The following is a 22,695-nucleotide window of genomic DNA, read 5'->3' as shown; positions in this document are numbered from 1 at the left end:
TCATACCTTGAGGCTTTGCAGAGTTTATCCGCTTCCTCATCTAAGAGAGCGTTCAGCGTTTCTTCCACTGAGCCTCTTACGAGTTCGCTCAAGTCTTTCTTGAGCTGGGTCTCATCCACCTGGATTACTTTCAGGTGCGCTTTTTCTTCTTCTGCCCTCATTGGGGGGTTCTCCTTTTTTTGAATTTGATCGCTACAAACTCAATCGGCAAGGAGAGCCTTCTCATTCATTCTTAAATCTGCGAAAATTTTAGGACGTTATCCGGAGAATTTGTAATGACACAATCCACTCCGAGAACCCAATCCAAAGTGACCGTGTTAAAACCGAAACAGGGAGACATGATCCTCTTTACTACGAATTTCAGACCGATCCAAGGCGCCAAGGGTTACTATCGCGCGCAGATGAAACACGGAGTGAGCGAAATTTTATCCGGAGAACGCCATACTCTGGGAATCATTTTTCACGATGCAACAAGTTGATAAAATGATTCTTCATATCGAAATCGATGAAAAAAAGCTAAAAAAGGAAATCCGAAATCGTAATATTCGATTCGGAGGAAATCTACGATTGAGAATTTATGGAAAATTGAATTGTAGCTCCGGAAAAAAAATGAAAAAGGAGAATCGGGTTTTTTTCTTTTCAAAACAAAATGCGGAAGAAAACGGTTTCAGACCCTGCGGACATTGTATGAAAGAAGAATATAACATCTGGAAAAATCAATCGGCTTAGTCAAGGAATGATTTACGAACAGAAAAGGAAAATCTAAATCCGCCCTTATTCGATCCAAAAATAATCTCGGAGTTGTTTTTCGGAAATTTAAAATTCAAAAAACGACTTACGGATATATAATGATTTTATTTACAGCGCGTCCCAAAACCTTATTTTATTTTGTCGGAAAGATCAGGCTGCAAGGTTCTGTCCCAGTTTTGGGACAGGTTCTTATAATATAATTATAAAATATCGGGGCCTTTGATTTCTTTCGACCCCGACCAAAATTCAGCCTTCCAACCGGTTCGTTATTTTTTCAAGACTTGAGCGTTCGCCAAATCCTGCAAAAGTCTCCAGCCGGATTCGGTTTTGATCCATTGCTGATTGACCACAAAGCTCATTTCGCTCGATTTCATAACGAGCGTTGCATACGCAAGATTTCCTTCGCTCTTTAAGGAAGTTAAACTAAGCGTTCTGGGATTTCCTCCGATTTTTCCTTCTTTTAGAGCCCCGAGATAACTTTCCCGATTCATCTCCCAAGGTTGACTCGCGTTTCCGACGAAAGCATAAAGCCGAAAGTCCTTATGCAAAACGTTCTCCAACTTATCCGTATTCCTCTCGTCGCCCGCTTTTACGAATTCATGGATTAGTTTTTTTAAAGACGTCTCCTCGTTATTCGCAAAAAGCGCCGTCGTCATAAAAACGGTCGTTAAAAATTTGATTAACCTCATACATTCTCCTTCTAAAATCTTAACCAATATGTTGCCATAGCAACTATTTAAAAAAGATTACCAATTCCTAAGTCAAATAGTTACCATAGCAACTATTTTTAATAAAAAATCATCGCGCCGTAGCAGTCGCCTGTATTTCGATCGTCAATTCTTCCCTAGCCAGCGCCTGAACCCCGACTACCGTAGAGGCCGGCTTATGTCCTGAATCAAAAATCTCACTTACGATCCTTGAGTAAGTTTTGAGCTTCGTCGGATCGATCGCCACGATAAAAACCTCCAGACGAAGAACGTCATTCAAGGTTGCGTTCTCCGATTCGAGCAATCGTTTTAGATTCTCGAAAATTTGAATCGTCTGCGCTTCAAAATCGTTCGGCTCACGGAGACGTCTTTTTTGGTCCCAGCCAACTATACCCGAAAAGTAAATCGTCCTAGGCGCAGAAGTAACGATCCCCTGAGAAAACCCGTATTCAGACGTGTTGTAAACTTCCGGCGAACGGATTGTTCGATTGGTGATATTAACAAAAGCACAACCGAAAACGTAAGAGCCGAACGGAATCATCCAAAAGAGAAATCGATTCTTAAATATCTTTTTGATTCTATATAAAAACATAAAATTATAAATTTGCGAGGAGATTCTTTTCCAAAAGTCCGATGATTCTTTCAAATTCTTTAAAGTCCTTAGAGCTCAAACCCGCGTATATTTTACTTCGCTCCTTTCCGACGATATCCATCATCCTTTCGTGAGTCGTGTTTCCCTTTTTAGTAAGATAAAGACGTAAAATCCGATTATCAGAATTATCGTTTAACCGTTTTATCCAACCTTTCTGTTCCATCTTCTCGACCATACGAGAGATGTTCGGCTTGTCTCCGAAAAGATCGTCGGTCAAATCGCCTTGAGTCAATCCTTCACTTTGCGCGATTTTATTTAACAAAAACCACTGTTCCTGACTGATATCTATGCCGTTTCGCTGACAAAACCTTTGAAAGTGCAACCGGAAGAGACGATTGGACCGGACAATCAGGAATCCATACGCTTCTTTTATCGAAACCATATACGAAATGAAAGTATTTATTAGTTACTATGGCAACTATTTTTTAAACTTTTATTCGATTCCATTAAATTTAATCTTACCGTTTTAAAACAATAATTCTTGCTTTCTCAAGAATTCCACTTTAACCGATCAGCTTTTCAGAACCAACTTTGCATTCTCTTTCGAAACCCCGATCGTTGCGATCATTCCCGAGTTGAATTTCAGATAATCCGATTCGATACCGTCGCTAAAGATGACTCCCCCGGAGGGCATCAAAGATTCCACCGTCAACGGAAACTGATTCGTAAGAACTCCTGCGGCGATTCCGATTTGGGTTCGAACGCTTTGAAAAGGTTCTCGAACCGCGAACAGGAGCTGGTCTTCCTTGAGAGCGGGCCGTTTTAGGGTTAATTCCTTTTCAAAAACTCCCGCAACTCCATAAGCCATATTGAATATAGAACTGAGCCAGCCTGTACTTCCGGCCGGAGTGGAAACGATGATCCCGCTGGAAGACTGCTCTTCCGAATTTTGATCGTAAGAAATCTTATAACGAGCGGATGTATGAGAAGAAGGTCCGATAAAAAGATCGTTGAACGCGAGCAGTCTTTGTCCGTTGTTGAGTTTCGCTTCCGCAAAACGCACGGTCTTCGACGAATAGTCGCCTCCGATTACGTCTTCAACTCCGGAAATAAAATTATGCGAATCAAAAGGGAGCAACACTCCGTCGTATCTTTCGGAGTCTGGATTTACCGCTACGATGGGAACACCTTTGGAATATTTGGCGGTATTTGCGACGAGGCCGTCCTGACCGACGGTCACGATTAGATTCTTCTCCGAAAAAAGAAAGGAAGAAACGAAAACCCTTTCTACGATTTTATATTTGATCGTCTTAGATAATATTTTTTGAATCGTATCCAGAGATCGATGAAAGACTTCGTGTTCAATTTCGTATTCCTCGAACTTTCCGCCCAGCCTTTCTATGTAAAACTTCGCCTGCTGTTTCGTATTGAATCTTTCGACAAGAGTTTCCAGTCTAGTTTTGTTCTTTACGATGATCGCATACTCGACACTCATTTTTTAGAATCTTTTTTCTCCTGAAGAAGATTTTCCAAAAGATCGGGACTTATATTAAGACTTCCGATCTTTTCCGCGTTTTCAGCGAGTTGCCTAAACGCGAGCGAAATGTTGAATCGGGGATCCGGATTGTTATTCAAGGCGACTAACGTTCTCCAATCGATATCCCTAAACGGTTTCAAAGTGGTTTCCGTTACGAATCCCTGGGCCTCGGCTTCCTTTCTTTGATTTGCGGTTTTAGTATCGATGAATTTTTTTCTTTGTTCTTCCACTGCGATATCGGCTTGGATCTGCATTTCGCGGAGTTTCCGTTTGTTATCCGCTTCCATGATCTTGGCTTCCATTTGTTTTTCGGAGATTTGTTTTTTCTTTTCTTCGACAGCGATCTCCGTATTCAATTCGCTTTCCTTGATCTTACGTTCTTGTTCCACTGCGAAATTTCTTCTTTCGTAAATCGCCTGATCCGCTTCCTGCTGCAACTTTTCTCTCGTCTCCGTCTCAAGAGCCCGTTCCATCTCCGGGTTGGGCCGGATCGCAAGAATATTAACGTTAAGAATTTCGATTCCCAAAGTGGAAATCGCGGGTGAAGATTGAAGTCCTTGAAGAATCTGAGTTTCAATCGTCTTCGCGGACCGAATCGAATCCTTTAAACCGATTCCGTGAATATAAGAAGACGTGGAAGTTTGAGCGTAGTTGATGATTCTCTGATTGAGCTTTTCGATTTCATTCTTTTTGTAAGTTCCTTTTGAATCGACCGTAAAATCCAAGAGCTCTGACAAGGCTTTCGGATTCGAAATTTTATAAGTGATTTGTCCCTGAATCGAAACCGTCTGATAGTCGTTTGTCGATTCGCTAAAGATAAACGGCAAATCGTTACTTCCGAGAGGAATCGCCGAGATCGAACTCGTTGGAGCAAAGTAGAAAAAAGAAAGTCCTCTTCCTTCTTTCGAGACCTTTCCGTTTTTATAAAGAATCACATGAGTCATCGAATCAAATTGTATGTAGTTCATTCCAAACATAACTTTTACGCTCATCCCCTCGCCGCATCCGTTTTCGGCTCGCTCAAAAAAACGAACCGGTTCGCATCATTCACGAGGCGAGAATCTTATCAAATCATTTTGTAAAAACGAAACGATCAAATTCCGGAATTTGCAAAGATTCTTCTGATTCCGAACGGAAAATCGAAAGAAGTCTTTTTATTTTTTTGAATAATTTATTGACTTTTTAAAATTTCCAAACAGAGTATTTTACTCTTTTAGCTTCAAGGAGAAAAACGAAAATGTTTCGAATCATTTCAAGGCTTTTCATCGTTGCTTTCGTGTTCGGATTTATCTCAAGTGCGAGCGCGCAAATCGGTCAAATCAACCCGTCTTCCATCGGCGGCAAGTATAGAGTCGCCGGAACGAACCCTGACGGCTCTTCTTACGGAGGTTCGGTCACGATCACTCAATCTAACGGGGAATATCTTTTTACATGGACCGTAGCCGGACAATCTTTTACGGGAACCGGTTCTTTGGACGGAAGCACTCTTACCGTCGATTGGGGACAAAACGACCCGGTGATCTACGAAGTTAAGAATGGCGGACGCCTTCTGGAAGGAACTTGGGCCGGAGGAAGCGCCACGGAGACTTTGAGAAAATAATAATATACGAATATTCTTATTGCAGATCGATCGAAATATTTCGGTCCGTCTGCGATGATTTCTCCGGCCTTTATTTTTAGAATCCAATTCGATTCTTCTTTGATTCCTTTTTCCCATTCGGATAATACGTCCTTTAAAACGATCCGAATCTTAAAATCGAACCTCCTTTCTAAGAACACCAAAGCAGTCGGCGATTCGCCGATAAAATCGGCCGAAAAAAAGACTCCTGAAACGAAAAAGAATTTTACTTTTTAAAATTTCAATCGAGACAAAGATAAAAATTTGAAACTCGACATTTCGATTTACAGCGCATCCCAAAACCTTATTTTATTTTGTCGGAAAGATCAAGCTGCAAGGTTCTGTCTCAGTTTTGGGACAGGTTCTTATTTAAATCGAATTTCAGGAAGAATCAAACGAGGCTTTTCACAAAGATTTGATTTCCGGTGAAATTCATTTGATTTTTTACTTTCGTTCGCTCATTCTTAGTTTCCATGGGTAAAGAATTCAAATCAAAAGATCCCGAATACGAAAATCGGATCCGTAAAATTTTTCATCGGGCAAATTTTATAAATCTTCTGGAAATCCAGATCGAATCGATTGCGTTAGGCGAAGTCAGAACGTTTGTAGACGTCAAAGATAAACACCTCCAACAAAACGGTTACGTTCACGCGGGCGTAATCTCCACTCTTGCGGATCATTCCGCCGGAGGAGCCGCAGGAACATTGGTCGGAGAAAAACAAGTCGTATTAACTTTAGAATTTAAGATCAATCTTTTGAGACCCGGAATCGGAAACCGACTTAGATGCGAAGCTAAGGTCTTTTATCACGGAGCCACGGTGATCGTTGTAGATTCTGACGTTTACGCGCTCCATAAAAATCGGGAAAAACACGTCGCGAAAGCAACGGTTACTTTGGCGGTCGTCGGAAGTCAGTACAGCGGCGAATGAGAAAATGTTCAACTCAAAGCATCGAATCGAACGTAAACAAAAGATCGAAAAGGATTTTGATAACGGTTTCTTTTACTGCTTCGAATGACACTGAGCCATATTTATTTTTTCCCAATGCCACCATCTCCAATTGGGAGTCAAAGGATCCGCGTTTAGATCCTCCGTTATATCGACAAATTCCGGCTTACCTTCCATAGGTTCAAAATACCACTGAAAACGATGTCCTTTCGGAACGTTAGACAGCTTTGGGCATTCCTGAATTTGATTCATCCCCAAAGACCGATATCGATTTGAATTGGAATCTCTCATTTCCAACCGATCCCCGTAAGAACAAATCGTATTAGAAAAGAGATATCTGAAATTTACCACGGTTCGATCCCGTTCTAAACAGATACTTTCCAAAACAACCGAATCCTCGTATTGTTTTTCGATCTGACAACAGCAGATTCTTTTGATTTGATCTTTGTTTTTCGGCTTTCTCTCAATCGGAGGAGCCTGGATTCCTGCGAAAAGAATTTCCGAAAATAAAATCAACGCTACGAAGACGTTTGTATAAAATAAGAATTTCATTTTTTTCGAGATCTCCGTCGAGCCGAACTTCAACTCGACGGAGGCTTTTTGTGTTAGGCGGGAACGGCTTGTTTAGAAGCTCTTTCCAACTTGAATAGATTCGCGTTTGCGGTCGCAAGACTGTCCAAATTATACGCTTGAGAAATCGTTTTTCTCTTATCGAGTTCTTTTCCGTTTAATACTTTCAAAGATCTCTCTAAAAGCATTCCGCAGATAAATCTCGCAGCGATTTCGACGACTTCGAACGCAAGAGAATCTTTTACGTTTCCGTCTTGAATCGATTTGTAAGCGAGGACCGCGTTTTCCAAACCGTTCCAAACTTTTTTGAGATCGTCCGATGCTTTGAACTTCGCGAGTTCCGCTTCGCCGTATTGTCTGAGATGTCCGCTCGGAGACATACCCGATACGACGCCTCCGATCGCGGCTACTACTTGAAGTTGTGTGGTTCCTTCGTAGATAGTCGTGATTCTACTGTCTCTGTAGATTCTTGCCACGTCGTAATCTTCGGTGTAACCGCTTCCTCCGTGAATCTGAAGCGCGTCGGATGCGATGGAAACACATCCTTCGGAAGCGTAGTATTTACTGAGAGGAGTAAAAAGGTCCGCGAGTTTTTCCCATCGGCGAATTGTCTCGTCTTGATTGGCGTCTCTTTCCGTCTTACCTTCGATCTTGATCAAATGCTCCTTAGGCCAGTGATAGAGATCGATCGCCTTTCCGGTTTCCGCGATGAGAACTCTCGTCGCCAACACTTCTCTTTCCATTCGATCCAACATTTTTTTTACCGCGGGAATTTGTTCGATCGGCTTTCCGAATTGAATTCTTTCCGAAGCGTATTTTTTGGCTTCGAAGTAAGCGGCGCTCGCAATTCCTAAAGACTGAGTTGCGATCGTAAGTCTTGCCGCGTTCATCATTCCCATAGAATACTTCACAAGACCGTATCCGGTTTTACCGATCAATTCACCGGGGGAATTTTCGAACACGACTTCGCAAGTCGGAGAACAATGAAGCCCCATCTTGTGTTCCACTCCGGCGACATGCACGTCGCTTCCTTTCACCAGGAAAAAGGAAAGTCCTCTCGCACCGCTTTCCGGCGTTCCGGTTCTGGCTAACGTAAGAATTACGGAAGGAGCGTCGACGTATCCGCAGGCGTGCGTGATAAAACGTTTTGCCCCGGTGATTCTCCAGACTCCGTTTGAATCTTGGACGGCCTTAGTCTGCACGTTCGGAAGATCGGATCCGTAGTTCGGTTCGGTCAACGCCATGGCCGCGCTGTATTTTCCGGCCGCTATTTCCGGAATCCATTTTTCGCACATGTCCGGTGACGCATAACGTTCCATAATTTCTACGATGTTGATGTTTCCGTATGCAAGACAGAACGCGGCGTCTGCGCGGGCGGAAATTTCGCACATAAAGGATTGAACCGTAGCGGGAAGTCCCATTCCACCGTATTTTCTGCTGATGGAAATCGGCATCAAGCCGGCGTCTCTCAGAGTTTTATAACATTCTTCCTGCGCTTTCGGAAACGTCACTTTGCCGTTCTCGTATTTGAGTCCGATCTGATCCATTTCCTTACTTCGGGGAGCCACAAATTCTCCCATAATTTCGCCTAAGGAGTCCAAGACGGACTTATAGTATTCTTTAGCTTCCTCGATGCTGGAGGGAGCGTACGCCAATCGTTCATTTCCGGTCTTTTTGTATTCTTCTGCGTCTTCGAATTTGTGTTCGAATGCGTGGACAATTTCATTCCAGTCGATCAACTCATCAAATACGAGTTTGAGATCTTCGTTGTCCTGAAAGTAATTACTGATAATCATGGGGGTTCTTACCTCTCGAATATGCTCAATAGTTAAAACCATTGAGAAGAGATGTCAAGCGTACAAACGAAACTAACCCCCGGTCTTATCCTCTTCTCTAGTTTTTTTTAATTTCGGCAGTTCACCGATCGCAACTCCGTACCAAATCGTATTGAGAGAATGTTGATAATAAGCCTTTCGATAAGCGATTTCGGAATCCAAAAAGGAAGTTTCCGAAACGAGCAACTCAAGACGAGAAGTCGATTTGAAACTAAACCCTCTTCTATGACTGCTCAGATTTGCTTCCGCGGAATTTCGAGCCTTTGAATATAAGTTCAGAAGCCGCGAAGAATTCAAAGAACTTTCATAAGCCTTTCGAATCTCGTCTACGGCGATTCTTTTCGCTTGAGACAACTGCAATTCCGCCTGTCTGACGGCCGACTCCGCTTGTTTGACTCCCGCTGTGATCGTACCTGCGGATAAAAGAGGAACGTTGATTGAAAGCTGCATCGTTATGTCCTTATTCGGAGTCGTATTGTGTTCCGGGATCGTATAATAGTTGTTCAACGTGACGGACGGAAGGTGTCCCCCCCATGCCTTTGTAAGATTGAGTTCGGCCATTTTCAAATTTTCTTTTGCCGCGATGACGTCGTATCGTTTTGCGATTCTTTCCTCGGGAAGAAGATTCTGCGGAATAGGGATTGCTTCCTTTGGAATAGCGAGTCGCAATCCGCCTTCTCCCGCGCCGACTAAACTTTCCAACGCCATCTCGCTTTGTTTAAGCTGATATCGAAAATCTTCCAAGGAGGCTTCGGACCTAGAAAAATCCGCTTCGGACCCGCTCAGATCTCCTCGAGTGATTCTTCCCAAGGAAAAAAGCCGCCTTCTTTCCTGAATGGTTTTTCGGACGAGATCCGTCTTTTTCTCCTCCAACTGAATGACGTCCTTCAACTGTAGAACATTATAATATGCTTGTGCAATCTCAAGATACAGTCTTCCGGATTCGTATCGCGCTTCGTTCATTCTCACCTTAGTAAGAGCGCCCGCAGCTTTGTATGTTGTGTATTGACTCACTCCGTTTAAGATAGGAACCGAAAGCAGAAGCCTCGTTCCGGGTCCGACCGTGGGCGGCAAACTGCTGGAAGAGGACCCACTGTAAGGACTCGGTTCGGTATAATACGGATTGAATTGGTGATTCGGCCCGGGAACTCTGTAGAATTTATTATAAACCAAAGACAACGAAGGAAAGAAAGAGGCAAAGGCCGCCATCTTTTGAGAATCGGCCTGTTGAATCGCTTCTTCTTTGAGCGCGATTCTTTCCGTTCTCTCCACGGCAAAGGCGTACAATTCTTCTATGCTCAATTCCTGTTCGGGCGTAATCTTTCGAATCTTTTCGGTGGTGACCCCGCTTACTTCTTCCAGTCGAGGTTCCACGACTCCGTCGTTCGCGCGAATCGCGGAATCGTCCGTGCAATCCGCAAATAAAAACGATAGAAGAAGAATCATCGAAAGGAGATAAAATTTTCCGCGAACTTCCGAGTTAGAATTCGATCGGACCTCGGAGGAATTCCGTGAAAAACAAAACGTCGCAAAGGCGACGTTTCGAACAAAAACGGAAAAAGGCATAATATATTCTTTTTTTATAATATTTCTTAGAATCATCTTTTTGATTTTTTGTTTTTAATCGCCGGTTCCGGAAAAAGGATCGTGTTCTCCTCCGGATTCTTTTCCTTTTCTTTCTCGCCCAAGTAGTAGGCCGCGGGAACGACGAGCAACGTAATGAGAGTGGAAAGAGTCATCCCTCCCAAAATCGTAACCGCCATCGGAATCCGAGTTTCGGCTCCGGGTCCGAGGGCCAAGGCAGGAGGTATCGCCGCGGCGATCGAACAAAAGGAAGTCATGAGCACCGGTCTTAAACGGATCGGACATCCTTCCTTGATCGCCTCTTTGATATCCTTCCCTTCCGAACGAACGTGATTCACAAACTCGACGAGCAGAATCGAATTCTTCTTTACCAAACCTAAAAGAAGAATGAGTCCTATAAAGCTGTACATATTGAACGACTGGCCGAATAGATAAAGAGCGACTAACGCACCCGTAAAACTGAAAGGCATCGCAAGAAGAATATAGAGCGGCTGTTTTAGACTGTTAAACTGGCTCGCGAGAATCATATACGAAAGAAGAATACCGAAAAGAAGCGCGAGCGTCAGACTGTTCCCGGATTCTTTCGCCGTTTTCGCGGAGCCGGTCACTGAAACGCTATAACCGTCCGGAAGAATTTCCTTCGCGATCTGAAGAGCTTTCTCTGTGGAAGCGGTTTGACCGAGTGCAGGAGCCGGGTTTCCGAAAACACGAATCGCCCTTTCTCGATTGATACGGGTGATCGTTTTCAACGCTTCCTTTTCCTGGACGCTCAATACTTCCCTCAATTTTACGAACTCTCCGAACGTATTTCGAACTCCGATATCGGAGATGACCGAAGCCGATTCTCCTTTGTCCTTTTGAATCTTAACTCTTACATCGTAACTTCTTCCGTTTTCGGTAAAGCGACTAACGTTCTTTCCGCCCATCAACGTTCCTATCGTGTTTCCGACGTTCGCCATACTGACTCCGCGGAGAGCGGCGGCTTCCCGATTGGTAACGAGTCTGAGTTCCTTTTGTCCGGCGACGTAGTCCGTATCGACGTCGAGGACTGCTTTGCTTTCCTTTAATCTTTCAAGAATCTGAACCGAATAGGCGGACAACTTCTGCCAGTCCGGTCCGGTTAACACGAGTTCGACGGGATAACCTCTTCCCGCCGAAAATCCCCTCTGAGAAAGATCCTGAACGGAAAACGTCGCCTCCGGAACGAGTTCTTTCAGATCTTTTCTAAGAATTCCAAACAAAGCGGATTGTGTGATTTCCTTTCCGGTCTTAGGATTTTTCGGGCGATGTCCCATCTCTTTCATCGTGACAAAGAACATTCCCGTGTTGGATTCAGTTCCTCCGAAACCTCCGATATTGGACATGTATTTTTCGATCTCTTTTCTTCCGATCAGATACTGTTCCACCTTTCTCATCGCATCGTCCGTTCTTTGCAAAGAAGAACCCAAAGGCAGACGCGCCCGGATGATGAAACGGCCCATATCCTGAGGAGGAATGAATTCTTTTTTCAACAGAAAGAAAAAACCGAGAGAAACCAAAAACAGAGCGGTCGATCCGTAGACGATCGTCTTGGGATGCTTTAATACGAAGTCGATGGATCTGGAATAAAGTTTTGCGCCGTATTCTAGAAATCTTTCTATCTGAGGATCCATTTTCTTAAAAAAAGAAATCCGATCGATCCAGAGATTCCATTTCTCCTTCGCGTTGAGCGAAAAAGGATTATAACGGGAAAATTTCGATTCCTGATTCTTCTTATCCTCCGAATACAACGAAGAACGCATCGGAGTAAAACTCAACGCTTCAAAAAGAGAAAGGAGAACCGCGACGGAAATCGTGACGCCGAATTCCAAAAAGTATCTTCCGATGATTCCTTTCATAAAAGCGACCGGCAGAAAAATGGCAACGACGGCTAACGTGGCGGCCAACGCGGCAAAACGGATTTCGGACGCTCCTTCCAAAGAAGCCGCGAACCAGGATTTTCCCATCTCGCGATGTCGCGTAATATTTTCCAATACCATGATCGCGTCGTCGACGACGATTCCCGTAGCCAAAGAAAGACCGAGCATCGTAAACGTATTGATCGTAAACCCGGCGAAATATAAGAATAAAAACGTTCCGATCACGGAAGTCGGAATCGCAAGAAGTACGTTTCCGGTACTCTTCCAATTTCCTAAAAAGAGTCTACAGACAAATCCGGTCAGAATCGCGGAGAAGATAAGGGTAAATTCCAACTCGTTTACGCTGTCTCGGATATAACCGGTGTTATCGTTGGAAACAGTAAGATCGTAACCTTTCGGCAGTCTCGGTTTTAATTCTTTCACTTTCGCTTTTACAAGATCGCCGACTTGAACCGCATTGGCGCCTTTGAGTTTTTTGATACCGATTCCTACCGCGGATATTCCGTTAAATCTAGAAATTCTTCTTACTTCGCCTAACCCGTCTTCTACGATCGCGATGTCTTTTAATCGGATCGATCTGAACAAAGGAGAGCCGCTTCTGGAATTTAATAAGATTCCGCCGAACTGATCGGCGGTTGGAACCTCTCCAACCGCGCGAAGACTGATTTCACTCGTTCTATTTTCCAGTTTTCCGGAGGGAACTTCTAAGTTTTGTTCCTTGAGAGTATTGACGATATCGTCCACCGCGATTTCGCTTCTGGAAAGTTTGGCAGGATCCAGATAAACGTTGATCGTACGATCGACATATCCTCCCAAGATGATCTCGCCCACTCCGGATATTTTCTGAAACTTATCCTTCAGAAAATCCTTCACGAAGAGCATCTTCTCCTGCTCGGTCTTATCGACTGCTGTCAACGAAACCCAGATAATCGGCGTATCGTCCGGATTCGATTTTGTGATCACGGCGGGATCCAATTCTTCGGGAAGTTTGTTCGAGACCTGAGCCAACTTCGTCTGGATCTCCTGAACTGCAACGTCGACGTCTCTGCTGAGTTCCAGCTCGACGGTGATCGTCGCGGAACCATCGGAAGAAATGGATCGAACTTCGGTGACTCCTTCCACCGCCATAAGAGCTTCTTCGATCGGATCAACGACGTCGGTTTCCATCACGGGAGCGTTCGCGCCGACGAGCGTTAAAGAAACGTTGACCACCGGAAAGTCCACGTCCGGCATTTGAGACAAACCCATTCTTGAAAATCCGATCGATCCAAAAAGAATGATCGCGGCCATCATCATCCAAGAGAAAATCGGGTTGCGTATCGATACTTCGGAAAGCAAGTAGAACCTCTTTCTTGAGTTCGTCCAAAGAGATGATCTTGAAACGAACTCCAATCTAAAACTTTTGTTTATTGGGCGGCTTCTATGGAAGAATCGAATCCATCCAAGCGATGCGAAAAACCGTCCTTTGGGATATTTGTTCGACCGTACTTTTAGGCGCAGGATCCTAAATTTTAAACATTTCTAACCCAATTGGAGAACAAGATCCTCCTCATTCCACAGATTATTACACAAACTATAAATATAAAATACATATTTACTTTAAAATCGTTCGATCGTCACATTTCTTTTTTTTTGCGCGAGATCCATTTCTTCTCGAATATTCTTTACCCCGTCTCGCGGTTCTAAGTTAAACGGCGTTCACAAAATGTGAAAAATATTTACTTAATAAATAGTAAACTTCTTTCAATTCAAAGATTTAGTCTAATAATTTGCAGCCGACGTCTTCGCCTTCTCCTAAAAGGCGAACAAAGCTCGTCCCCTTTATGAAAAAGAACGATATTCTTTTCAATGATCCATTTGAAAACGTTCGGGGTGGAGATCCGACTTCCGGTTTTTTTAAAAGTAAACTTATCGACAAAAAACAAAAGTTAAGCATACGGACTCGAATTTCTATCATCCTTTCCGTTCTCTTATTTGTCGGCGCGATTTTGGTCACGACTATCAATTCCATTGTCGCTTATCAAAGATTAAAACAGGAAGCCGAATCGGGAGCCCGACTAGCTTCCGAAAAATACACGAGAGAAATATCACAATTTTTGAATGTAGGCTTGGGCGCCGTCCGAAGTTTCAAGGCGGTTTTGGAGGAAACAAGACCGAATCGCGTCGCATTCGTATCGGCGTTCGCAAAATTCCTGCACATACAACCGGACTACTTCGGTGTTTGGGCCGTGTTCGAACCTCAGGCGTTCGACGGACTGGATTCTCAATACAAAAACACAAAGGGGCACGACTCCTCCGGCAGATTCGTTCCCTACATAAACCGCGCAATCGACGAAGAAAAATTAGTATATGAGAATTGTGTAAATTACGAAGACGTAGGTCCGAAAGGACTTTATTACTCGGTTCCTAGAAACACAAAAAAGGAATTTTTAACAGAACCTACCAGTTATATCGTCTCCGGAAAACCAACGCTTATGGTTTCCATCGTCGCTCCCGTATTCAGAAATTCAAAATTTTCGGGAGTTGTGGGAGTCGACGTAACCATCGAAAGAATGCAGACAAAAATTGGTTCGATTCGACCGTTTAGAAACCAAGGTTACCTCGCCTTCTTATCTCCGGAAGGCTCCTTTGCTGCAAACGGGAAAAATCCGGAAACGGTAGGAATGCTGATCGACGACGATCTCGAAAGAAAAAGAATCACCCGAGGGATCGCCTCGGGTAAACCTTTCCTGGAATCCAAAGAAAATTTTACCCACTATTACTACCCCGTATTACTCGGAGATTCCCCGAAACCTTGGGCCGTCAGAGTCTCCATTCCAGATTCATTATATTATGGGGATTTAATTTATCTTTGGATCATCTCCCTCGTTTCAACCCTGGCGATACTCAGTATAATTCTGCTTGCGCTTAGGTTCTCTTTCGATCGTTACGTCTTGCGCGGACTTTCAAAAGCGATTTCCTATTCCGAAGAGATCGCAAAAGGAAATCTGTCCGCGAGGGCATATTATCCAAGGGAGGACGAGATCGGCGCGCTTTTGAGTGCGATGGACAAGATGCGCGAGGATCTTTCGATGTATCTGGAGGAAAGGATCCTCACTCAAGCCGCTCTAAGAGAAAGCGATGAAATAAAAAAAAGAAACGAACTGATTGAAGCGCAAAAAACACATCTGGAAGAAGCTCTTGAAAATCTCAGAAAGGCACAAAATCAACTCTTACATTCGGTCAGAATGGCAACCCTCGGACAATTATCCGCCGGAATCAGTCACGAGCTCAACAATCCGTTAGGCGCCATTAAAGCCTCCAACCAAACGTTGCTCGCATCGGTTCCTAAAATGAGATCGATGCTGCCTGCGGTTCATTCCATACTTTCTTCCGCGACGCCCGAGGAAAGAATGCTGTATATTCAATTTATTGAAACTTGTAGAAACGGAGACGCAGGGATCGCGGGTTTAGAAATCAGAAAAAGAAGAAAGAATATCAGTAAAATTCTGCAAGAATGGGGAATTCCGAAACCGGAAGCGCTCGCGGATACGATCGCGGACATGGGAGTCGAAAGTATAAACGAAGCCTTTAGGCCGCTTTTCCAGATGCCGAACCGGGAAACTCTTTTGGAATACGTCTACTTGGAAGAAATTTATTTTCGAAACTCGGACACGATCCAAGTTTCGGTCGACAGGGCTTCCAAGATTCTTTTCGAATTGAGAAGTTATTCCGAAGTCGGCGGCGAAACTTCCTATAAAAAAGTTCATCTCAAAGAAACATTGGATACGGTTTTTACGGTCTATCAACACTACATCAGAAAAGGTGTGGAGCTTGTTGCCGATATCGGAGAAGTGCCTCCCGTACTTTGCGTTAAGGAAGAAATCGTACAGATCTGGACCCATATCGTCTACAACGCATTACAGGCGATGCAGTTCAAAGGAAAACTTTCGGTAAGACTTTTTCAAAACGGTAAAGAAGCCGTCGTGGAAATCGAAGACGACGGACCGGGAATACCGGAAGAAATCGGCGATAGAATCTTCGAACCGTTCTTCACCACAAAAGGAGCCGGCGAAGGGAGCGGACTCGGGCTCGATCTTGTTCGAAAACTTCTTCTCAAAAACGAAGGAAGAATAGAATGGTCCAGCGTTCCCGGTCGAACCTTATTTCGAGTGTTTCTAAAAATAGATTAGAATTTTTGAATTTGTTTCGGTAAGACCGGTTTCGAAACCGCTTTTACTATTCCGGATTTTGAGAATTTAACTCGAGCAAACAAGAAACACAAAGGCAATCCCGGTAATTTTCCCGAATAAAATCTTTCGTTTTCGGAGAAAGACTTACGGAAAAACAATCGCAGGTAAGAGCCGCGGCCCCGCACTCGAATTGAGATCCGCAACGAGGACAGGGTTTGTGAACGACTTTCAATTTTAAAGAATCCATTTCAGTCACGGATCTATCCGATCAAAGCGGAACGTTTTGTCGATTCCCAAAAACTTCCGCTCAGAAAAAGGGAGATCAAACGATAAGCGAATAATGATAGAATTCCTCATCTCTGATAAAACCAAGAGACTCATACAGTTTCTGCGCATTCTTATTATCGATCGCAGTGGAAAGCGAAACATACTTCGCGTCCATACTTCTCGCTAAAGTCGTCGTTCGTTCGATCAAAGCCTTTGCAACTCCTTGTTTCCTGAATTCCGGCCGAACAAAAAGATCGTTCAAAATCCAAATTCGTTTCATGGAAAGGGAGGTAAAAGAGGGATACAATTGGGTAAACCCGTAAAAGCGTTTCTCATCGTCGTCCACGGCGACGTAGATCCTGGATTCTCCCTTTAAAACTCTTTCCCGGATAAATTTTGAAGCGCCGGAAAGATCCGATTCTTTTTTATAAAACTGACGGTATTCGTCGAAAAGACGAGCGACTTGATCCAAATCCGTAATTGCAGCTTCTCTAATATTCCACATTGTTAGTTCCTATGTTTTCCGTTCGCAAGGTAAGAATCATCCGAAAGAAGATTCCGATTTCAAAAACCGACCGAGCTCAGACGTTCGATTCTTCCTTTCAACAATATTCTAAATTCTTAATAAAACATCAATTCACAAACGTTTTCCATTTTCCCGAAAGTCTGCCTTTGCGGATGAGATGAATTTCACCCAATTCCGCCATAACCTTTTCACTTTGTGTCGGCCTGAAAAACACGAAGTCGTTCGGAAAGAGTCCCGTTTGAAAAGAACCGTTTAGAATTCCCTGATTCGTACTAATTCCAAAAAGGGAATTATCCTGAAGACCCGAAGGAGATTCTTTTTTTGCCGAGAATGCTCCGCCATACGTGAAATAAGTAAGTTGTTGATTGGGATCCCAGAGAGGAAACAAAAAAGAAAACGATTCCAGAAAAGGAATTTTAGTGCCTTCGATTCTTTTCAAAATCGGAGCCGCGATAAAAACTGCGGGAGAATGTTCCTCCAAACTGACTACATCGAAGTCGGTAGGTTTTACTAACGCCGAACCTACCGAAACGTCGTTTACGATTTCGTTTCCGAATTTCTGGTAAAAACGGTATGTCTTACTTCCTCCTCCGTTCCGAATGGTTTCCTTTCCGAAAAGATCCGGATATTTCTCCTTAGAGAACTTGATAAAAGTTGAATATACTTCCAGAGAATCCTTTAATGATTTCCGAATCGCTTCGTTTTTATCTCCGAAAATAACGGGAACGGAAGCGACGTGCGGTTCATATCCCATAAAACCTGAAAATTGAAGGTGCCGGGATTGGTTTTTTATCAATTCCAATGATGGAAGAATCGTATTTGGATCCGGAAAACCTCCTCTATGAAGTCCGATATCGATTTCTAAATTTACGGAGAGTTTTAGATTTTCACTTTTCGCAAACCGAAGGTATTCGTTTAATCTTTCCGAAGTATCAACGAGCCAATGAATTTTTTGAAAATCGGATGCGTTCGTTCTGGAAAGGATGTCTTTGAGTGCGTTAAGCGGCATCGGTTTGCCCAGAAGAATGTCGAAATTCTTAAATTCAGGATCTCCCAAAAGCATCACAAGGTCTCCGGAATGAAAAACCATCAGCCGATCGCTGCCGGTGGAACGTACGATATATCGAAGCAGATCCAAAGAAGGAAGAGATTTCACGACGATTCGATAGTGTAAGGGAGGCGTAAGATTCTGTTTGAGAATTCTTAGATTCTCGTCCAGACGATCCAGGTCGAGCAGAAGTACGGGTTTCCCGGGGCCGTGTGCTTTTAATTCTTCGTTTAGAATTCGGAAATAAGAGTCGTACTGTTTTCCCAAGTCCCTGGGTTTTATAAAAAATAAAAAAAGTGAAAGGAGAAACGCGCTCCCAAGAAGGATCCATTTGATTTTTGTAATTTTCATTCTTCAATTCCTAAACGACTTCACTGAATAAGAATGAAAATTGCTTACAAGTCTTTTCTCGAAAAATAAAAACGAACCTCAAAGAACGACGCCTTCGAGAATGGAGGAAAGCGAAGATTCTAAAATCGTATCCAAAGAACGTTCTTGAAACACTTGCGGAGGAATCTGTTTTCCGTTGGTCAAAACCGCAAATCCGTGAACGAGACTCCAGAGAGTAAAAGACAAACCTAGAGTGTCGCCGTCTCGAAAAACTCCTTTGCTCTGTCCGTCTTCGATGATTTTAAAAAGGCCCATAAAAGATTCTTTGCTGATCGACTGAAGTTCTTCCGGAACTTCGGCTTCACAAGCAAGAGTACCGCCAAACATGAGTTCGGTTCTCCTAGGATGTTTGAGTGCCAGTTTCACATAACGTGTTCCGGAGGAACGAAGTCTTTCCACCGGATCTTCGCTGCTATCCCATGCGAGACGCATTTGTTCCGCAAGATCCGCAAAACCTCGAATCGCAAGATTAAAAAGAAGATCTACCTTTTTAGGAAAATGTCTGTAAGGCGCGGCGTGACTAACTCCCAAATCGGCGGCGATATCTCGAAGACTTAAACCTTCGATTCCCGTCTTTTCCAAAATTTCTTCGGATTTGAGAATGATCGCCTTTTTGAGATCTCCGTGATGATAAGAATCCGAAGTCTGCTTTTCCAAAACTTTCTTTTTAGATGGAATTTTCTTTTTCATAAATGTTGACGGTGGCTACTTTATATGTTGACAGAATCAACATATATGTTTACAGTGATAACATAGAAATCAAAGGGGTCAACCCCCTTTTTAGAGGTTTTATGAGAATCGTGAGCAAATTCTTTCAACAGGCTGAGACAAATCCTCCCTTATTTTGGAACGGTATTATAGTCGCTATCAGCCTTTTTATCCTCATTCCAGCGTTATTAATCGACCCGAGGCAGGTCACAAACTCGCCGATTTGGCTCAAGCCGATTAAGTTCGCGCTTTCCACTTCCACGTATTCTTTTACTCTCGTTTGGATTCTTCAATATATCCGAGGAAAGGAAAAAGCGGTTCGAAGACTTTCCTGGATCATCACGATCATGCTAACGATCGAAAATTTAGCGATCTACGGACAGGCATTCCGCGGCGAGTCGAGCCACTTCAACATAACGTCTCCGTTAAACGGAATGATTTTTAGCATTATGGGAACCGCAATTACTATTTTATGGTTTGCTCATATAGTAATCGCATTTTATCTGTTCCGCCAAAAAATCGAAAATAAATCGCTGTTGGAATCCTTTCGCTGGGGAATGGGCATCGCGGCATTAGGAATGATTCTCGGTTTTTTTATGACGGCCCCAAGACCCGACCAGATCGAAGCGATGAAATTAGGAATCTTAAAGGCGAACGGGGGACATACCTTCGGAGCGGAAGACGGAGGACCCGGCTTGCCGGTCTTAGGCTGGAGTACGATCGCGGGAGATATGAGAATCCCGCACTTCATTGGAATTCACGCGATGCAGTTGATACCGATGCTCGCAGTAATATTAGGAAGTTTGCATATTTCGGAAATGAATATTGTAAGATCTATTCGGAATTTTTCCGTATTCTTAATCGGATTAATTTTAATTCTTACCGCGCAGGCCCTTGACGGGGAAAGTCTCTTAAATCCCTCGATCAAAATTCAAATCGGATTTTATATCTGTACCATCGGGATGTTGGGAAGTTTTATCGTTCCGTTTTTTTCTAAAAAAGTCCTCAAGACCTCGATAAAAGGAGCATAATCGTGGAACTATCGTTACTTTTCAAAATTGTAAACAATGTCGCACTGGCGGGATGGATTCTTCTGATCGTTTTTCCTAACTGGAAGTACACAAGTTGGATCACAACCGGAATCCTCGGCACATTTTTGTTCGGAGGACTATATTCTTTCTTGCTAATATCCGGTTTCGGAAAAACGCAAGGCAGCTTCGGATCCTTAGAAGGTGTTACGCTTTTATTTCAGAACCCGACCGTGTTGGTCGCCGGCTGGATCCATTATCTCGCCTTCGATCTTTTTGTGGGAACCTGGGAAAGCGCCAACGCGCAGAAATTGGGAATTTCGCGCTGGTTTGTGATTCCTTGTCAGATCGCGACTTTTTTATTCGGGCCGTTAGGACTTCTCAGTTATCTATTGTTAAGGCTGATTCTTAAAAAACCGATCTTATCGGATCAGCCTTTCGGATAAAAAAAGTCGCACCTTCGCAACGTTCTTCGCGAAACACGTTATGCGAAATAGAATGAAACCGCAAGCTCAACGACCATTGCGTCTTTCCGAAGTATAAAGATGCAATGGTCGACAGATCGATCACGATCCGATTTGTTTTCGCCACATCGTTCGGGGTCTAAAAAAGAATTTCAATTTTGAAACTCCAAACTTTAGATCTATTTTACACCGATAAAAACGTCGATTTGAGCGGTTTCCGGATTTGAAGATCGTTGGTCGTAAAGTTCATAGTCGGCTAAATAAGCCCTTTTCGATTTTAGTTCGACGTTTGCCCAAATTTTTTGCCAGACCGCAACCGCAACTTCAGCGATCTTTCCGTTCCCGCTTGTGAACTTAGAATAACTTCCCTTCGGAATCTTGCGCAAAATCATTCCTTCCGGTACGGAGCTTACGTCCTTAACCTCGGCTCCGATTAGAATTCTATAATTTCCTGTTTCATCCAATTCATAGTCGGTATAAACCGCAAAAATATTCGCGGGTTCTTTTTTGTTAGGAATTTTGTCCAAAATTCCATCCGCAAAAAAACGATTCCAAAGTCCGCCGATCTTTCCGGTTCCGGACATTTCATCTTGATTGTTGGTAACTTCCGAAATTCCGATAACTTGAATTTCTTCCTTAGAAACGATATCTAAACTCATTTATTTTCCCGATTTTTTTTATTACATTCATAAACAACTCGGACTAGGAATGGAAGCAACTCATTCCTAAAAAGAAAAAGCGGCTTCAGTGTTTTTTCAAAACGTTCTTTAAAATTTCTTTTGTCCGCGGATGTGTGATCACTTGATAGTGGGAGGTTTCCATAAGACAAAACACTCTGGACGTCGGATTCGATTTTTTCCGAAAGACCTTGTCGCTTAACAAAGTGAGACTAGGTTTTTCTACGATCCCGTCGCCGATCCAAGAGGACCATTTGGATTCTTCTTCCGTAACAAGACTGTAAATCTGAGTCGCGTCGATATCGTCCAATTCTCCAAAATAAGAATCGTTTACGTATCTCTCAATCTGTTTGTTTTGAATCCAATCCTCCTCTCGGATGATTCCGTGAGAAAGATCCTTGATCGCGTCGCTTCTCTGATTTCCGATAAAACCGACGATGCTCACCGGAAGGATCGGAAGCGATTCCGCACCCAACCCGAGCCAAAAACCTATCTTTTCAATGTAAGAACCGCCGTCGGGAGAATTGATTACAAGCGCGTGTCTTATTCTTTTTCCGAAGTCGCCGTCCTTTTGTTTTGATTGATAGAGAGCGCTTCTAAAAATCAGACCGCCTTGACTATAAGAAATGACGTCTAACGTATTTCCGGAAAGTTCCGGAGAATTCAACAGAGGCTTCAAAAGATCCAACATCGCGCTTGCGTTGGTGGAAATGTGAATCCCCGGATTGAATCGAAGATAGACCGGGTAGTATCCGGATTCTTTCATAGTTTCGGAAATGGGGACCTCTCCCTTCGCATTCCATAACCCTTCGTCGCAAAAAAGTCCGGGAATACAAAGTATCAGATGAGGAAGTTCGGATTTTTTCCAATCGTCTATGACGTCTTGATAACCGACATCGGCTCCGTTGATACGAAAGGACGCTTTAATGTGAGAAGTGGTGACCATCCCGGCAAAGGATTCCCCGACGATGCTGGAAACGGGAATATTTTCGAAAAGAGTTCGTTTAACAACAACGTCCGCCATATCAAGCGCGTCTAACGCTTGGTGCATCGCTTTTGCGGTGGAAGCGAGCGCCTGAGTAAGTCCTTGTTCCGTTTTTTCACCGGCGCTTTTCAGAGATTCTCCGGACTTAGAAAGAAACTCGGCGAAGCTCGTATCTTGAATCAGAGGAATGTCCGAAAGTTGAGAGAGCTGCTTAGAAGACCAATCGAAGGATTCGGTCAAAATCGAGCGAACTCCTTCCAAAGTTCCTACTGAAGTGTCTTTAGCAAGTTTCACCAAAAGTTTACTCAGATCCATCGCAGGCTTCGTAGGTTTGTAAGGCATTTCCGCTTCTCCTTTCACGCTCGCGCATTATAATCCGAAATCACTCTTCG

General features: G+C 43.5%; 21 protein-coding genes and 2 pseudogenes. 7 read left to right on the top strand and 16 right to left on the bottom strand.

The window, feature by feature from the left end; all coding sequences use genetic code 11:
- Nucleotides 1-161 (bottom strand): annotated as a pseudogene (locus tag CH376_RS24865) (IS256 family transposase); the annotation flags it as partial.
- A gap of 114 nt (nt 162-275) precedes the next feature.
- Between CH376_RS24865 and CH376_RS12330 the strand changes: the two are divergent.
- Nucleotides 276-479: a 2OG-Fe(II) oxygenase gene (locus CH376_RS12330; protein ID WP_100787130.1), complete on the top strand. Its 204-nt coding sequence runs from the start codon at nt 276-278 to the stop codon at nt 477-479.
- Nucleotides 466-729, top strand: a complete 264-nt coding sequence (locus tag CH376_RS12325) for an Ada metal-binding domain-containing protein (RefSeq protein WP_207767202.1) — start codon at nt 466-468, stop codon at nt 727-729. The genes CH376_RS12330 and CH376_RS12325 overlap by 14 nt, the downstream gene beginning before the upstream one ends.
- Nucleotides 730-1,016: 287 nt before the next feature.
- On the opposite strand, the gene CH376_RS12320 is transcribed toward CH376_RS12325, so the two are convergent.
- The 5 genes from CH376_RS12320 to CH376_RS12300 form a co-directional block, all read right to left on the bottom strand.
- Nucleotides 1,017-1,439, bottom strand: a complete 423-nt coding sequence (locus CH376_RS12320) for a nuclear transport factor 2 family protein (protein WP_100787129.1) — start codon at nt 1,437-1,439, stop codon at nt 1,017-1,019.
- A 109-nt stretch (nt 1,440-1,548) separates the two neighbouring features.
- A complete protein-coding gene (locus tag CH376_RS12315) occupies nt 1,549-2,049 on the bottom strand; it encodes a RidA family protein (RefSeq protein WP_100787128.1) in 501 nt (166 codons plus the stop codon).
- 4 nt (nt 2,050-2,053) lie between these two features.
- Complete coding sequence (locus CH376_RS12310) at nt 2,054-2,491, bottom strand: MarR family winged helix-turn-helix transcriptional regulator (protein WP_100787127.1); 438 nt, start codon at nt 2,489-2,491, stop codon at nt 2,054-2,056.
- Between the two features lie 129 nt (nt 2,492-2,620).
- Nucleotides 2,621-3,544 (bottom strand): diacylglycerol kinase catalytic domain-containing protein, encoded by a 924-nt coding sequence (locus tag CH376_RS12305; RefSeq protein WP_100787126.1) that lies wholly within the window; start codon nt 3,542-3,544, stop codon nt 2,621-2,623.
- Nucleotides 3,541-4,578 carry an SPFH domain-containing protein gene (locus tag CH376_RS12300; RefSeq protein ID WP_243394801.1) on the bottom strand — a complete coding sequence of 346 codons (1,038 nt, stop codon included), beginning with the start codon at nt 4,576-4,578 and terminating at the stop codon, nt 3,541-3,543. Before CH376_RS12300 ends, CH376_RS12305 begins: the two co-directional genes overlap by 4 nt.
- A gap of 245 nt (nt 4,579-4,823) precedes the next feature.
- Here CH376_RS12300 and lfb1 point away from each other — a divergent pair, with 245 nt between their 5' ends.
- Nucleotides 4,824-5,186 carry an LIC10280 family protein gene (lfb1, locus tag CH376_RS12295; RefSeq protein WP_100787124.1) on the top strand — a complete coding sequence of 121 codons (363 nt, stop codon included), beginning with the start codon at nt 4,824-4,826 and terminating at the stop codon, nt 5,184-5,186.
- Between the two features lie 491 nt (nt 5,187-5,677).
- The gene (locus CH376_RS12285) at nt 5,678-6,133 is read left to right on the top strand and encodes a PaaI family thioesterase (RefSeq protein WP_100787122.1); all 456 of its coding nucleotides are present in this window, start codon (nt 5,678-5,680) and stop codon (nt 6,131-6,133) included.
- A 72-nt stretch (nt 6,134-6,205) separates the two neighbouring features.
- On the opposite strand, the gene CH376_RS12280 is transcribed toward CH376_RS12285, so the two are convergent.
- The 4 genes and pseudogenes from CH376_RS12280 to CH376_RS12265 form a co-directional block, all read right to left on the bottom strand.
- Nucleotides 6,206-6,703, bottom strand: coding sequence for a hypothetical protein (locus CH376_RS12280; protein WP_125231971.1), 498 nt, complete (start codon nt 6,701-6,703; stop codon nt 6,206-6,208).
- Nucleotides 6,704-6,756: 53 nt separating this feature from the next.
- Nucleotides 6,757-8,517, bottom strand: coding sequence for an acyl-CoA dehydrogenase family protein (locus CH376_RS12275; RefSeq protein WP_100787120.1), 1,761 nt, complete (start codon nt 8,515-8,517; stop codon nt 6,757-6,759).
- A 72-nt stretch (nt 8,518-8,589) separates the two neighbouring features.
- Nucleotides 8,590-9,969, bottom strand: a pseudogene (locus tag CH376_RS12270) (TolC family protein); the annotation flags it as partial.
- 185 nt (nt 9,970-10,154) lie between these two features.
- Nucleotides 10,155-13,376: an efflux RND transporter permease subunit gene (locus tag CH376_RS12265; protein ID WP_100787118.1), complete on the bottom strand. Its 3,222-nt coding sequence runs from the start codon at nt 13,374-13,376 to the stop codon at nt 10,155-10,157.
- Nucleotides 13,377-13,861: 485 nt separating this feature from the next.
- Between CH376_RS12265 and CH376_RS12260 the strand changes: the two genes are divergently transcribed.
- The gene (locus tag CH376_RS12260; RefSeq protein WP_100787117.1) at nt 13,862-16,210 is read left to right on the top strand and encodes an ATP-binding protein; all 2,349 of its coding nucleotides are present in this window, start codon (nt 13,862-13,864) and stop codon (nt 16,208-16,210) included.
- 46 nt (nt 16,211-16,256) lie between these two features.
- Here CH376_RS12260 and CH376_RS12255 read toward each other — a convergent pair whose 3' ends face one another.
- The 4 genes from CH376_RS12255 to CH376_RS12240 all read right to left on the bottom strand — a co-directional run bounded on the left by CH376_RS12255 (nt 16,257) and on the right by CH376_RS12240 (nt 19,131).
- Nucleotides 16,257-16,457, bottom strand: a complete 201-nt coding sequence (locus CH376_RS12255) for a cysteine-rich CWC family protein (RefSeq protein WP_100787116.1) — start codon at nt 16,455-16,457, stop codon at nt 16,257-16,259.
- Nucleotides 16,458-16,532: 75 nt separating this feature from the next.
- Nucleotides 16,533-16,982 (bottom strand): GNAT family N-acetyltransferase, encoded by a 450-nt coding sequence (locus tag CH376_RS12250; protein ID WP_100787115.1) that lies wholly within the window; start codon nt 16,980-16,982, stop codon nt 16,533-16,535.
- Between the two features lie 127 nt (nt 16,983-17,109).
- The gene (locus CH376_RS12245) at nt 17,110-18,402 is read right to left on the bottom strand and encodes an alanine racemase (protein ID WP_100787114.1); all 1,293 of its coding nucleotides are present in this window, start codon (nt 18,400-18,402) and stop codon (nt 17,110-17,112) included.
- A 78-nt stretch (nt 18,403-18,480) separates the two neighbouring features.
- Nucleotides 18,481-19,131, bottom strand: a complete 651-nt coding sequence (locus CH376_RS12240; protein WP_100787113.1) for a TetR/AcrR family transcriptional regulator — start codon at nt 19,129-19,131, stop codon at nt 18,481-18,483.
- 2 nt (nt 19,132-19,133) lie between these two features.
- On the opposite strand from CH376_RS12240, the gene CH376_RS12235 reads away from it, so the two are divergent.
- Together CH376_RS12235 and CH376_RS12230 are read left to right on the top strand one after the other, a co-directional pair.
- Nucleotides 19,134-20,180, top strand: a complete 1,047-nt coding sequence (locus CH376_RS12235; protein WP_125232020.1) for a hypothetical protein — start codon at nt 19,134-19,136, stop codon at nt 20,178-20,180.
- Nucleotides 20,181-20,182: 2 nt separating this feature from the next.
- Complete coding sequence (locus CH376_RS12230; protein WP_100787111.1) at nt 20,183-20,623, top strand: ABA4-like family protein; 441 nt, start codon at nt 20,183-20,185, stop codon at nt 20,621-20,623.
- 197 nt (nt 20,624-20,820) lie between these two features.
- Here CH376_RS12230 and CH376_RS12225 read toward each other — a convergent pair whose 3' ends face one another.
- A complete protein-coding gene (locus CH376_RS12225) occupies nt 20,821-21,300 on the bottom strand; it encodes a GyrI-like domain-containing protein (protein WP_100787110.1) in 480 nt (159 codons plus the stop codon).
- A gap of 85 nt (nt 21,301-21,385) precedes the next feature.
- Nucleotides 21,386-22,645 carry an esterase/lipase family protein gene (locus CH376_RS12220; RefSeq protein ID WP_100787133.1) on the bottom strand — a complete coding sequence of 420 codons (1,260 nt, stop codon included), beginning with the start codon at nt 22,643-22,645 and terminating at the stop codon, nt 21,386-21,388.
- Between the last annotated feature and the right edge of the window lie 50 nt (nt 22,646-22,695).

The sequence above is a fragment of the Leptospira adleri genome (assembly GCF_002811985.1).
In the GTDB taxonomy this organism is placed as follows: domain Bacteria; phylum Spirochaetota; class Leptospiria; order Leptospirales; family Leptospiraceae; genus Leptospira; species Leptospira adleri.
This window is presented reverse-complemented; position numbering and strand designations above follow the sequence as displayed.

Coding starts and splice junctions, on each gene's coding strand:
- CH376_RS12330 (WP_100787130.1), top strand. CDS start 276: ATGACACAATCCACTCCGAGAACCCAATCCAAAGTGACCGTGTTAAAA.
- CH376_RS12325 (WP_207767202.1), top strand. CDS start 466: ATGCAACAAGTTGATAAAATGATTCTTCATATCGAAATCGATGAAAAA.
- CH376_RS12320 (WP_100787129.1), bottom strand. CDS start 1,439: ATGAGGTTAATCAAATTTTTAACGACCGTTTTTATGACGACGGCGCTT.
- CH376_RS12315 (WP_100787128.1), bottom strand. CDS start 2,049: ATGTTTTTATATAGAATCAAAAAGATATTTAAGAATCGATTTCTCTTT.
- CH376_RS12310 (WP_100787127.1), bottom strand. CDS start 2,491: ATGGTTTCGATAAAAGAAGCGTATGGATTCCTGATTGTCCGGTCCAAT.
- CH376_RS12305 (WP_100787126.1), bottom strand. CDS start 3,544: ATGAGTGTCGAGTATGCGATCATCGTAAAGAACAAAACTAGACTGGAA.
- CH376_RS12300 (WP_243394801.1), bottom strand. CDS start 4,578: ATGAGCGTAAAAGTTATGTTTGGAATGAACTACATACAATTTGATTCG.
- lfb1 (WP_100787124.1), top strand. CDS start 4,824: ATGTTTCGAATCATTTCAAGGCTTTTCATCGTTGCTTTCGTGTTCGGA.
- CH376_RS12285 (WP_100787122.1), top strand. CDS start 5,678: ATGGGTAAAGAATTCAAATCAAAAGATCCCGAATACGAAAATCGGATC.
- CH376_RS12280 (WP_125231971.1), bottom strand. CDS start 6,703: ATGAAATTCTTATTTTATACAAACGTCTTCGTAGCGTTGATTTTATTT.
- CH376_RS12275 (WP_100787120.1), bottom strand. CDS start 8,517: ATGATTATCAGTAATTACTTTCAGGACAACGAAGATCTCAAACTCGTA.
- CH376_RS12260 (WP_100787117.1), top strand. CDS start 13,862: ATGAAAAAGAACGATATTCTTTTCAATGATCCATTTGAAAACGTTCGG.
- CH376_RS12255 (WP_100787116.1), bottom strand. CDS start 16,457: ATGGATTCTTTAAAATTGAAAGTCGTTCACAAACCCTGTCCTCGTTGC.
- CH376_RS12250 (WP_100787115.1), bottom strand. CDS start 16,982: ATGTGGAATATTAGAGAAGCTGCAATTACGGATTTGGATCAAGTCGCT.
- CH376_RS12245 (WP_100787114.1), bottom strand. CDS start 18,402: ATGAAAATTACAAAAATCAAATGGATCCTTCTTGGGAGCGCGTTTCTC.
- CH376_RS12240 (WP_100787113.1), bottom strand. CDS start 19,131: ATGAAAAAGAAAATTCCATCTAAAAAGAAAGTTTTGGAAAAGCAGACT.
- CH376_RS12235 (WP_125232020.1), top strand. CDS start 19,134: ATGTTGACGGTGGCTACTTTATATGTTGACAGAATCAACATATATGTT.
- CH376_RS12225 (WP_100787110.1), bottom strand. CDS start 21,300: ATGAGTTTAGATATCGTTTCTAAGGAAGAAATTCAAGTTATCGGAATT.
- CH376_RS12220 (WP_100787133.1), bottom strand. CDS start 22,645: ATGCCTTACAAACCTACGAAGCCTGCGATGGATCTGAGTAAACTTTTG.